10 protein-coding genes and 1 pseudogene (1 of these 11 running past the window's edge) are annotated in these 12654 nt (G+C 61.9%); 9 read left to right on the plus strand and 2 right to left on the minus strand.

Annotated features, from left to right (window positions below; genetic code table 11):
* Positions 1-2 precede the first annotated feature (2 nt).
* From ACVWW3_RS26835 to ACVWW3_RS26870, 8 genes and pseudogenes are all read left to right on the plus strand, one after another.
* Positions 3-815, plus strand: coding sequence for an alpha/beta fold hydrolase (locus tag ACVWW3_RS26835; protein WP_456648116.1), 813 nt, complete (start codon positions 3-5; stop codon positions 813-815).
* A gap of 186 nt (positions 816-1001) precedes the next feature.
* Positions 1002-1676, plus strand: coding sequence for a GntR family transcriptional regulator (locus tag ACVWW3_RS26840; protein ID WP_456648115.1), 675 nt, complete (start codon positions 1002-1004; stop codon positions 1674-1676).
* A gap of 48 nt (positions 1677-1724) precedes the next feature.
* Complete coding sequence (locus tag ACVWW3_RS26845; protein WP_456648114.1) at positions 1725-2525, plus strand: phytanoyl-CoA dioxygenase family protein; 801 nt, start codon at positions 1725-1727, stop codon at positions 2523-2525.
* A gap of 179 nt (positions 2526-2704) precedes the next feature.
* The gene (locus ACVWW3_RS26850) at positions 2705-4033 is read left to right on the plus strand and encodes an NAD(P)H-dependent oxidoreductase (RefSeq protein WP_456672186.1); all 1329 of its coding nucleotides are present in this window, start codon (positions 2705-2707) and stop codon (positions 4031-4033) included.
* 667 nt (positions 4034-4700) lie between these two features.
* Positions 4701-5063: pseudogene (locus ACVWW3_RS26855) on the plus strand (enoyl-CoA hydratase-related protein); the annotation flags it as partial.
* Complete coding sequence (locus tag ACVWW3_RS26860; RefSeq protein WP_456672424.1) at positions 5045-5506, plus strand: enoyl-CoA hydratase-related protein; 462 nt, start codon at positions 5045-5047, stop codon at positions 5504-5506. The pseudogene ACVWW3_RS26855 and the gene ACVWW3_RS26860, both read left to right, overlap by 19 nt.
* 364 nt (positions 5507-5870) lie before the next feature.
* Complete coding sequence (locus ACVWW3_RS26865; RefSeq protein ID WP_456648112.1) at positions 5871-6935, plus strand: SDR family oxidoreductase; 1065 nt, start codon at positions 5871-5873, stop codon at positions 6933-6935.
* A gap of 1161 nt (positions 6936-8096) precedes the next feature.
* A complete protein-coding gene (locus ACVWW3_RS26870; RefSeq protein WP_456648111.1) occupies positions 8097-9206 on the plus strand; it encodes an SMP-30/gluconolactonase/LRE family protein in 1110 nt (369 codons plus the stop codon).
* Between the two features lie 720 nt (positions 9207-9926).
* Here ACVWW3_RS26870 and ACVWW3_RS26875 read toward each other — a convergent pair.
* Entirely contained in the window at positions 9927-11012 is a 1086-nt protein-coding gene (locus tag ACVWW3_RS26875; RefSeq protein ID WP_456648110.1) for an NAD-dependent epimerase/dehydratase family protein, read from the minus strand.
* Positions 11013-11298: 286 nt separating this feature from the next.
* On the opposite strand from ACVWW3_RS26875, the gene ACVWW3_RS26880 reads away from it, so the two are divergent.
* Positions 11299-12387, plus strand: coding sequence for a TRAP transporter substrate-binding protein (locus ACVWW3_RS26880; protein WP_354104459.1), 1089 nt, complete (start codon positions 11299-11301; stop codon positions 12385-12387).
* 256 nt (positions 12388-12643) lie between these two features.
* Here the strand turns inward: ACVWW3_RS26880 and ACVWW3_RS26885 are convergent, their stop codons facing one another.
* On the minus strand, positions 12644-12654 hold the 3' portion of the coding sequence (locus tag ACVWW3_RS26885) for a hypothetical protein (RefSeq protein ID WP_456648109.1). It continues 580 nt past the right edge of the window; only the last 11 of its 591 coding nucleotides appear in the window; its start codon lies beyond the right edge, outside the window — the gene reads right to left on this strand; the stop codon is at positions 12644-12646.

Genomic DNA, 12654 nt, shown 5'->3' on the forward strand with positions numbered 1-12654 from the left:
TCATGCAGACATTTCACGTCAACGGTTACGACATGGCCTATCTCGAAGTCGGAGAAGGCCCGCCGCTGGTCTGCGTGCACGGCACGCTCGGCGATTTCCGCACCTGGTATTCTGTGCTCGGCCCGCTGTCGAAAGCGCATCGTGTGATCTCGGTCAGCCTGCGGCATTTCTTTCCCGAGCATTGGGACGCCGTCGGCGACGATTACAAGATGGCCCAGCACGTCACCGACGTGATCGCCTTCATCGAGCAGATCGAACCCGCACCCGTCGACCTCATGGGCCATTCGCGCGGCGGCCACATCGCGTTTCGCGTGGCGCAGGCGCGGCCCGATCTGCTGCGAAAACTGGTGCTGGCCGAGCCGGGCGGCGATCTCGACGCCAGCCTGCGGGTGCCTGAAGGCACGCCCGCGCATCCGCCGCTGGCCACGCGCACGACGCGCTCGGTCGAGATGATCCGCGCCGGCGACATCGAGGGCGCGCTGCAGAACTTCTACGAAGGCATCGAAGGCGACGGCTCGTGGCGGCGCGTGCCGGCGGCGGCAAAGCAGCAACTCCGCGACAACGCGCTCACCTTCCTCGGCCAGATCAACGAGCAGCGCCGGCCCTACACGCTTGCGGATGCGCAGGCGATCAGGACACCGACGCTGCTGATCGGCGGCGGCGCCACGACAGGGAGCCTGTCGGTGATGTGGCGCGTGCTGGCCGAGCACATCGCTGGGGCGAAGACGGCGGTGATCCCCAATGCCGGGCACTGGATGTTCGAGCAGGCACCGCTGGAGTTCGGCGAGGTGGTGAGCACGTTTTTGGCGGAGTAGCGGCCTCGCACTTCCATTTCCTCGAAAACAACCCCATGCACAGTAGCGGACCCTAGCAATATCAATGACTTGGCGAAGCGCAAAAACGAGCTCAGACGCCGTTGGTGGCGCTTGACGCCCTCAACCTGTCGTCGTACTTTCGAATACGGAATTCCGTATTCTTTTTCATCATTCGGAGCTGCCGGCGTGATCCCTCTCGACCCGCTTCCGAACCTGATCGACCAGGTCTATGCGCGGATCCTGGAGGCGATCTCCGATCGCACGCTGCAGCCCGGCCAGCGCATACGGCAGAACGAGCTCGCCGACAGGCTCGGCGTGTCGCGCCAGCCGGTGTCGCATGCGCTGCACCTGTTGCACCGGCAGGGGCTGGTCGCCGAGAGCGGCCGGCGCGGCTTTGAGGTCACCCAGCTCGACCCCTCGCGCATCCGCCAGCTGTACGAGGTACGCGGCGCCATCGACGCCTTGGCGGCACGGCTCGCGGCGGAGCGCGCGGCAAGCGACGCGGCGGGACGCGCGCGGCTGGACGCAGCGCTCGGCGCCGGACGCGGTATCGATCTCAAGACGCCGCTCGCGGAGCTGATCGCGCTCGACGTCGATTTTCACCGCGCGATCTACCAGCTGGCAGGCAATCCTGTGATCGAGGAGACGATCGCGCCGCAGTGGCCGCACATGCGCCGCTCGATGGCGACCGTGCTGTCCGAACTCGATTATCGCGGCAGTGCCTGGACCGAGCATGCTGCGATCGCAGGGCACATTCTTGCTGGCGATGCGAAGAAGTCCGAACGCGCGGCGCTTGCACATGCGCAGACGGCGGGACGGATGACTGAGGAGAGATTGAGAGCGACGGACGAGGCGGCGTAGGCATTCACGCCGGAACGACAATCAAAAACAACGCAAGGAGGACGACCCATGAGACTGTCCCAGGAGCAATTGGAGTTCTTCGACCGCGAGGGCTGGCTGTTTCTGCCCGAACTGTTCAGCCCGGAGGAGGTCGATTTCCTCGCGCGCGAGGCGGTCGGCATCTATGACGCGAACCGGCCCGAAGTCTGGCGCGAGAAGAGCGGCGCGCCGCGCACCGCCTTTGCCGCGCATCTCTACAACGAGGCGTTCGGCATCCTCGGCGCGCATCCGCGCATGATCGACCCGGTCGAGCAATTGTTCGGCGAAAAGGTCTACATGCACCAATTCAAGATCAACGCGAAGTCGGCCTTCACCGGCGACGTCTGGCAATGGCACCAGGATTACGGCACCTGGAAGCGCGACGACGGCATGCCCGAGCCGCGCGCGATGAACATCGCGATCTTTCTGGACGAGGTGATGCCGATCAACGGCCCGCTGATGCTGGTTCCGCGCAGCCAGGACGCCGGTGATCTCCAAGCGTCGCATGACCTCGCCACCACGTCGTATCCGCTGTGGACGCTCGACGAGGACACGGTGACGCGGCTGGTCAAGCAGGGCGGCATCGTGGCGCCGACCGGCAAGCCGGGCGGCATGCTGATGTTCCACGGCAACCTGGTGCACGGCTCGGCCGGCAACATCACGCCCTACCCGCGCAAGATCGTCTACCTGACGCTGAACGCGGTTTCGAACTACATCCGAAGCCCGACGCGGCCGGAGTACATCGCGCATCGCGACTTCGCGCCGATCAAGACGGTGGACGACGACGCGCTGGTGCGGCTCGCCCGTGCGCCGCGGCAGGCGGCGGAGTAAGACGCTCTCGTGCCCCGGACGCAGCGCAGCACGTCAGTGATGCGCTGCTGAGCCGGGGCCCACGCCGCGCGCAATACTCTCTCACTGGGTCCCGGCTCTGCGGAGCAGCGTTGCCGGACGATGCTACGCATCGCCTAGGCTGCATCGCGTCCGGGACACGATCATGATCGGACATTCCCATGAACCTCTTCCGCCTTCTCCAGGCCCGCGCTTCCACCGGCAAGCCCGTCCGTGTCGCGCTGATCGGCGCCGGAAAATTCGGCTCGATGTTTCTGGCGCAGGTACCGCACACGCCGGGGCTCGTGGTCCCCATCATTGTCGACATCGACCGGGATCGTGCGCGCGAGGCCTGCCGCACGGTCGGGTGGGACGAGGCCCGCATTGCCGCGACCGTCTTCACCGATGACGGCGCGCGCGCGATTGCCGGCGGCGCGATGGACGTGGTGGTGGAGGCGACCGGCAATCCCGCCGTCGGCATCAGGCACGCCCGCGCCGCGATCGCGGCGGGCAAGCATATCGTGATGGTCAACGTCGAGGCCGACGTGCTGGCGGGTCCGCTGCTCGCCGAGGAAGCGCGCAAGGCCGGCGTGGTCTATTCGCTCGCCTATGGCGACCAGCCGGCGCTGACCGCGGAGATGGTGGATTGGGCCCGCGCCACCGGGTTTCACGTGGTTGCCGCGGGCAAGGGGACAAAGTATCTGCCGGCCTATCACGAGGTGACGCCTGACAGCGTCTGGCAGCATTACGGGCTGACCGCGGGAGAGGCGCAATCGGCCGGGATGAATCCGCAGATGTTCAACTCCTTCCTCGACGGCACCAAGTCGGCGATCGAGATGGCCGCGATCGCCAATGCCTGCGGGCTGGACGTACCCGCGGCGGGCCTGCTGTTTCCGCCCTGCGGCGTCGACGACCTGCCGCATATCATGCGCCCCCGCGACAGAGGCGGCGTGCTGGAGCGGTCCGGCGTGGTGGAAGTGGTCTCCTCGCTCGAGCGCGACGGAAGGCCGGTGTTTCGCGATCTGCGCTGGGGGGTCTACGTCGTGCTGGAGGCGCCGAACGACTACGCCGCCGACTGCTTCAGGCAGTACGGGCTGAAGACCGACGCCAGCGGCCGCTTCGCTGCGATGTACAAGCCCTATCATTTGATCGGCCTCGAGCTGAACATCTCGGTGCTGTCGGCCGCGCTGCGGGGCGAGCCAACCGGGCAGCCCTACGGCTTCCGCGGCGACGTTGCCTCGGTGGCAAAACGCAATCTGCGCGCCGGCGAGATGCTGGACGGCGAAGGCGGCTACACGGTGTGGGGCAAGCTGGTGCCGGCGGCCGCGAGCCTGAAGGCCGACGCCTTGCCGATCGGCCTGGCGCATCGGCTGAAGCTGAAGCACGACGTCGCCCATGGCCAGATCGTGCGCTGGAGCGACGTCGAATTTGACGCAGGCAACGAGACGATCAGGACCCGGAAGGCAATGGAAGCGGCGTTCGTAAGCGCAGATCAGGTCGCGCACTCATAAATCGAGATTCATTGGTGCGGCCTGAGCGATGTCCGCCGGCCGACGCTTTGCGGACTCAAGCTGAACATTGTCTCAGGTCAGCTATGGGCCAACACCGGAAGTCGCTCGCGACCATCTTTTTCCGTAGCCATGGTCATTTCCCGGGCTGAATATGCACATCGTACTCGGCATTGCCGGCGCGGGGATTGCCAGTGCAATCTTGAGCGCCTCGGTATCAACTTGGATGGATGGGTCCGCTACCTGATTTCCGGCTTCATTGGCGGGTCTCACTAATTTGGATTGTTCGTGCCGTACGGCCAACTTGAGGCTTCAGAATACTTTTGGACCACCAGGGCCAGCGGCCTGCACACGAGCAGACTGTCAGTCTCAAAGATCGCGAATACGCTGGCCCATGGAGGGCCGTGCAATAGTCGAGCTATCATTAACGGAACTGCCGAAGGGGGCAGATTATTTCGAATGTCGGCCCGTTAGCGGCGACAGCATTTTAAATTCGCACGATTGCCCGCGTCATTCCTGATCCGATTTCCTGCATCGTGATCGACACCCTCTTGCGGGTCCTCCGTATTTGCCCATCTCCGTATCCGGAAGGCGATCGCGTTGCAGGCCCCAAAAACCGGGAGACACGTCGATGACATCACAGGGCGACGAGACCGCGCAGTCCACGCGCATGGCGAATATTCCGTACGATCAGCGAGCCAAGATCACCATCGAGCGCAAAGGCCAGACAGTGTTGATTGGCATCAACCGGCCCTACATCGACAACCGACTGGACCCGGACGCGACAGAGAACCTGGCGCGAGCCTACTACAATTACGACCGCGATCCCTCCCTCCGTGCCGCTGTTCTGTTCGGCTATGGCGATCGCTTCTCCAGAGGTATCGATGTCGATGCCTACAAGGCCTTCGCTCAGTCCGGAAAAAAAATGATGGATGGACCCGGCTTTATCGACCCTCTCGGGCGCACCAAGCCAGCGCTCACGAAGCCCCTGGTTGTCGCGGTGCATGGCGACACCTGGAATATGGCGCACGAGCTTTTTCTTGTCGCCGACATCCGCGTGGCGTCGGAAGACACGGAGTTCGGTCAGGACGAGAGAACACGCACGGCCGTTTTCCCGGCGGCGGTTCAACGGTACGTTTCCCCAGAGAGGCCGGATGGGGCAATGCGATGCGCTTCATTCTAACAGGCGATCATTGGGGAGCGAAGGAAGCTCTCCGGATGGGAATGGTTCAGGAAGTGACCCCCGACCGGGATGCGGCTCTCGCGAAGGCTGTCGAGATCGCCAGCAAGATCGCCGCATGCGGCCCTCTCGGCATCAAGACGTCGCTGGCCTCCTCGCATATGGCGCTCGACGACTCCGAAACGGCGCTGGGCAAGCTCGACGACCAATATCGTGCGTTGTACGCGACCTGGGATTTCCGGGAAGGCCGCGATGCCGAGGTAGAAAAGCGTCCGTCCGTTTACGAGGGACATTAGCGGCAAGCTCTCGACGATGGCTTATTTGCTCAGGACGTCTGGATTCTTGGGCGCTGCAAAGGCACGGGTGCGGTGATCCCCGGGTTGAGACCATCGCAGGCACGGTTCGCGCCGACCGAAGCAGAGGTTCAGCCGTTCATCATCCCGACGCAGAACAAAACCTCAGTGATTTCCGCAATGGGTCGCAACCCGACAAACTGGCGCTCGGCTGCAAACTTCCGGTCTACCCCTCTGAGCCGACATGTAGCGGCACCGCCCCGACGGTAGCGATGGGCCAAAACCGGACAGACTCCAAACAACAGGCATTCGGCTTGCTCGCGGCAGTCGGCGCCCTATCTCGAATGGATCGCGAAGGGTTCAAAAAATGGAACGTTCCGCACTTGTCGCAGGAGCAACCGGCATAGTGGGCAACAATCTTGCCCAACATCTCCTGGAGCGGGGGTGGTCAGTTTACGGACTGGCACGCAGGCCAGCAATTGATATCCCCGGTATGTTGCCAATCGCTGCTGATCTGTTGGATCCGGCGTCCCTGGGTTCGGCGCTGCGCGAACTGCGTCCCACGCATGTTTTCTTCAGCACGTGGCTTAGGCAGAAAACGGAGGCAGAGAATATCCTGGTCAACTCTGTGATGGTGCGCAACTTGCTGGATGCATTGTCGTCTGCCGGATCGGTCAGGCACGTCACACTTGTAACTGGCCTCAAGCACTATCTCGGGCCGTTCGAAGCCTATGGTCAAAGCAGCTTGATCGCCACTCCGTTTCGAGAGGACCAACCTCGGCTCGATACCGAGAATTTCTATTATGCCCAGGAAGACGAGGTGTTCGCGGCGGCGAATCGTGACGGCTTCAACTGGAACATTCACCGGCCACATACGATCATAGGCTATGCCGTCGGGAATGCCATGAACATGGGCACGACGCTCGCTGCGTACGCCACGATCTGCCGCGAAATCGGACGCCCGTTTCTGTTTCCAGGCTCAGCAACTCAGTGGAACGCACTAACGGATATGACGGACGCTAGACTGTTGGCCAGACATCTGGAATGGGCGGCCACGACAGATGCTGCCCGCAATCAGGCTTTCAATATTGTCAACGGGGACGTGTTCCGTTGGAAGTGGATGTGGGGGCGCTTGGCAGCTTGGTTCGGACTGCAGCCAGCAGCGTTTCCGAGCGAAAACCTTCCGCTTGAGCGACAGATGAGCGACGCCCATCAGATTTGGTCCGACATCGCCCGGAAGCATCGTTTGGCAGAACCGGATCTCAACCGGCTCGCGTCTGCGTGGCACACCGATGGTGACCTCGGTCGGCCGATCGAGGTTGTCACCGACATGAGCAAGAGTCGTCGGCTGGGGTTCCTTGACTATCAGGCGACGGACGAAAGTTTCTTCGACCTGTTCACGACTCTGCGAGAGAAGCGGATCATACCGTGAGCGAGGCGGCTCGCTCGAGGCGTTCGAACCGAGCGCGACTTCGGCTTAGGGTCAAAAGCGTCGGTCTAGCGCTCCACTGCAAACTCCCGGTCTACCCCGCTGAACCGACATGGAGCGGCACCGCCTTAACGTAGCGATGGCCAGAAGCGTCGTTCGAACGTGAAAGCAAGGAGCGGCGCGCGCACCACACATGCAACGGGGGTTGCTGCTTGGAGAAAATGCAATGCGTGTTGTCTTGGGATTATGCCTTGTGATCGCGTCGTGTGCTTCTGCGAACGCCGCCCCAAGGTCGCATCACAACTCGCGACAAGCGATGACGCGTCCTGGCCAGGCTGGCACCCCGAGCTATATCACTCCACGCGGCGTGCACATCTATCGCGACGATTCCGTTCCGGGAGGTCTCCGGACCGATCACGACGATCCTCCTGCCTACGATGATCCATCCAAGTTTGGCGGCGGCTGATTGACGGAATCAGCGCGCGTCTGCTTTGGGTCAGACTGCGAAGAACTCAGGATGAGCAAATGCCGTCCGGATTACCCCTGAATGCGGACATCGCTCGGTGCGATTGGCATGTCGCGAAATTCACACCAGCAGACGATGCTTGCCAGCTAACTAGCAAACTACGCGGGCTCATCTGTTGGGCTGCCTGCGTTCCCCTATGAGCAACGACCTCGAAGAGCAGGACGAAGGGTTCGATTATCGCAAAGCCGACGGTCCCGGATATGAGGATCATCTGAACCACGGAGTATTACTTCGTTACTTCTCCAGTCTTGATCTTTCCCAGGCTGGGAATTTTGGTGAGGCTCATAGCTCATCATCGTCGCCATCGTCATCCTGATCGTCTTCGTCCGAATCGACGGCCATCGCTTCGATGTACTCACGACGGACAGCCCCAGCAGTGCGGCCCGATGTCGGATCGGCCAGGAAAAACCACCATCCTCCGGTCTCCTTTCCATAGATGGCAATCGCGCTTCACTTGCGGTCTCAAAAGGCTGACCATCCACTTCCACGCGCGGGTCATTCCAAGTTGCGAGATATCTTTTTCTAAAGCGCCCATTCGCCTACCGTATTAACTGGGGCGGTACGCCCATGTTCGTGCCACGTTTTGAGCCGATGCTTGAAGCACGGCAGAAAAAACAAAAGCGTCGGAGGAAACCGTCATGACAACGAAGTTGGCAAGTGCCGTCTGTATTCTCTCGCTCGTACTCTGGGGCTCGGCCGCAACCGTTCATATTGCATCGGCGCAAGCCCAGTCCATCCCCGCGCCCCCGCTCGCCGGTCCGCCATCGCCGGAGCAAGTGCAGCCGTGGGGTCTGCCACCACCGCCGCCCGGCATCGGACCGGTTACTTTGTTTGCGGATATCCATGATCAACCCCAGGGCAAGTTTCTCGAGGGCGGGGCCTTCGACAAGGCAGGCAACTTCTGGTTTGTCGCGATTGGCAGCGGCTGGGTGTCCTACCTCACTCCAGACGCCAAGCTGGTCCCGGGGTTCAACTGCAACCCGAAAGGAGACCTCGGTCCCGCTTGCGAACCGCAGGGGACGCGCTGGCATGACGGCAAGCTTTACGTCACGACCCGCCACCTCGGCGTCCTGGTCTATGATCCGGAGACGAAGAAACTAAGCTCGCTCGTTTCCACGTTCCATAACGAACTCTTCAAGGGTCCAAATGATCTCGACTTCGACGCCGAGGGCAACCTGTATTTCACCGACCCATGGGGAACAGGACCAGGACCCGATGCGGCTGATCGGACCGGCGCGGTCTATCAATATTCCAAGGACGGGATTCTCCGGCGCATCATCACTACGGGCAGTTTTCCTAACGGCATAGCGGTTTCGCCGGATGACGGCACGCTCGCTGTTGCGGATTATGCGAGCAACCGGATGCTGTATTATTCGTTCCTGCGAGGGCCGAATCCCGCCTGCGCCGACTGCGCCAACGATCCCTCGCACACGACATTCTTCTTCGCCACGGCCGGAAGCTACAATCCCGGCAACGGTGGGCCTGACGGCATCCACTATGACGTGCATGGGAATCTCTGGGCGGCGTGCGGCATCGGCGGAGTCATCGAGTACGATCCGCGTGGCTTCATCATCGGTTACGTACCGTTGCCAAATGGTGATTCCTCGGCCACGAACTTTGCCTTTGGCGGCGAGAATAACCAATATATCTACATGGAAGGTGCCGTCAGCGGAACCGTCTACAAGTTCAAGGTGCCCTACCCCGGACTGATTGGGCCAGATGGCGTGCGGTTGGCGGCGCAACCATGACTTCGCCGCGAGGCTGCTGCGGTGCACACCGCATCAGCCGCGCATCACCGCGTAGCCGCTGATTACCGCGATTTAATCTTCGTCCTCATCGTTCATTCACAGACGAACCTCTACACGTCCTGTGGAGATAACACTCAACGGGAGGAACTAGATGAAACTTAGGATCGCACTTCTCGCACTGGCCGCGTTAGGTGGCGCAGCTCTTTCGACCGGGACCGCTTCAGCAATGCCACTGGCCCCCTTGGGACAGTTCCAGTCTTCGAACGTCGAGAACGTCGCAGTGGTCTGCGGTCCGCGCGGTTGCCTCCGCACAAGGCCCGTGTATCGGCGCGGGGCCTACGTCGTCCGTCGCCCCTATGTACGTCGCAGCTATGGATACCATCGGAGCTATCGTCGGTACTAACTTGAAAGAGGGCTTCGGCCCTCTTTTTTCTTCCTGCTAACGTTTGGCCAAAATCTGCTTATCCATCGAGATCCAGATACTCGACGCATTGCTCGCCAATAAAGACCTGCTTCTTCGGCGGTAGCCAACATGACTTTCGCCGTGCGCTGGGCATCAACGGGTTGCCATGCGTGCAGACCCCTATCTGTCACTTCCGCAGTCCGCCGTGCCTCACTAAGCGGACCTCAACGAAGTGCGCCGCTACTTCGCTGAAGGGCCACAATCTGACCTGGGCAACCATCCCGGATATATATATATATATCGGCTTTGGTTCTGCGTCAGGGAAGCAGCCGCTCTTCCTTCGCCTGCCTGAACCACTTCCGGAACATGTCTTCGGTGTCCATCATCTCGGTGAAGCCGGCGCGGTTGATCTTCACGGTCGAGACGATCGAGGGCGAACCGGATTCGGCGTGGCCGTAGCGCAAGCTGTAATCGGCGTATTGGAACGAGAGGCCGACGAATTCGGCCAGCGGAGGCGATACAAGGTCGTGCTTGCGCCGCAACGCATCCCAAGGGCCGATCCAGCTTGGAAACGCCTCGGCGAGCGACAGCGGGACCGGCTTGCCCGGCATCATCTCCAGTGCATCCGCCACAGCAGGCCAGATGTTCTCCCACGTGAAGACGTCGCCATTGGTCACGTTGAAGGCCTCGTTCCGCGCGGCCTTGGCCTCGCCCGACCAGGCGATGGTGCGGGCGAGGAGATCGACGTCGACCGCTTGCGCGACGCGCGCGGCGCCGCCGGGAAAATCGAGCGGCCTGCCCTGCTCGCGCAGCATCGCGGCGTAGACGCCGAGCGGCGGGATCAGGTCCATGGCGCCGCCCATGGCAAGGCCCACGATCAAGACCGGCCGCAGGATGCTCCAATGCCAACTCTTGCCCATTTGAAGTTCGCGCAAAAAGATTTCCTGCGCCCAGTAGAAGTTGGGCTGCTCGTACATTTCGGAGCGGCCTTCGCGGGCCGGCACGGTCAAGGGGCGAACGTGGACGCCGTAGGCCTTGGTGCCCTGCAACAGGGCGACATGCTTGAGGCCGGGTGAGACCGGCTCGAGCGCAGCCATCAGATTGCGCAGCATCAGGTCGTTGGTCTTGATCTGCTGCGGATCGCGCCAGCCATCGACGAGTTGCGGCGCCTCGTAGAGCGCGGCGTAGATCAGATGGGTCGCGCCCTTGAGCTCGTCCGCGGCGCGGCGGCAATCGGCTGCGCTGGTGAGGTCGATCGGGACGTGGCGGGCGCCGCAGAGGTCGCGCGGCCTGCGCCGCGACAGCGCAACGACCTCGCAGGGGTCCGATGTGCCGAAGTGTCGCAACGCGGCGTTGCCGACGAGGCCGGTCGCTCCGGCGACCACGACCTTCTTGCCCGTCATGCGAGGCTCCCTGGTTTTTGCGCGACTAAATAGCAGATCGCTAAGGGGCCCGACTTGCGTCAGGCCGGCGTTCGCACCTGCGAGGCGCCGATGAGGCTTGATTCTCGCGAAGCGCCCGGTCATCCTCGCTCGCGGAACCGCAACGATCGGAATTCCACCAACGAGTGCCTCAAGGGCCTTTCGGAAACGCCACCAGGTCTCAACAGACACCGTCGAGCGTCGACGAAGACAAGACGACACCAAGATCGTTCCCTGGTCGAAGCATCGACTTAACGGAGGGAAACGCATGGAACGTCGTAAATTCCTGACGGCAGGCGGATTGGGCCTGGCCGCGAGTGCTGTTGCTGCGCCCGCGATCGCGCAATCCAATCCGGAGGTGAGATGGCGGCTCGCCGCGAGCTGGCCGAAATCGCTCGATACGCTGTACGGCGGCTGCGAATATTTTTGCAAGCGCGTCGCCGAGATCACCGACAACCGCTTCCAGATCCAGCCGTTTGCCTCCGGTGAAATCGTGCCCGGCCTGCAGGTGCTCGACGCGGTGTCGAACGGCACCGTCGAGATGGGAAACACCGCGCTGTATTACTATTGGGGCAAGAATCCCGCCTTCACCTTCGGCACATCGCTGCCGTTCGGGCTCAATACGCGTCAGCATATCTCCTGGCTATTGTGGGCCGGCGGTCAGGACATGCTCAACGATCTCCTTAGGGAGCACAACGCCGTCGGCGTGCCGACCGGTTCGACCGGAGCTCAGATGGGCGGCTGGTTTCGCAAGGAGATCAAGACCGTCGATGATCTCAAAGGACTGAAATTCCGCGTCGGCGGCTTTGCCGGCACCATCATTGCGAAGCTCGGTGGCGTGCCGCAACAGATCGCAGCCGGCGAGATTTACCCAGCGCTGGAGAAAGGCACCATCGACGCGGCCGAATGGGTAGGCCCATATGACGACGAGAAGCTCGGCTTCGTGAAGGTTGCAAAGTACTATTACTATCCAGGCTGGTGGGAGGGCACAGGCCAGGGCCACAACATCATGAATCTCGAGAAGTGGAATGCATTGCCTAAACACTATCAGGCAGCCGTTTCAGCCGCTTCCCTCGACACCTTCACCTGGGTGACCGGCAAATACGACTACGTCAATCCGCCGGCGCTGAAACGTCTGCTGGTCGCTGGCGCGATCCTGAAGCCGTTCCCGCAGGAGGTGCTGGAAGCCTGTTACGGCGCCGCCAACGAGATCTATGCGGATCTCAGCAAGACCAACCCGCACTTCGGCAAGATGTATGCGAGCCTGACGGCATTCCGGGCCGAGTCGCTCGCCTGGATGCAGGTCGCAGAGCTCAGCTACGACAGCTTCATGATGCGGATGCGGACAAGGACGTGAACCGCTGAGCGACGCGTGACGTCGGAAACGACGAAAAGCCCGAGAGAAATCTCCGGGGCTTTTTGTTGCAGCGATGTTTGCGATTAGGGAGCGAAGCGAGTTGGGCTCTCGTGCCCCGGACGCAACGCAGCGTCTCTTCGACGATGCGTTGCAGATCCGGGGCCCATGCCGATGGTGATCCCGTGGCCTCTGGGTCCCGGCTCTGCGCAGCAACGCTTGCGCGTTGCAGCGCGTCCGGGACACGAGAGTTGCGCACTCAGTTCTGAT

Source organism: Bradyrhizobium sp. LM2.9, assembly GCF_054056555.1.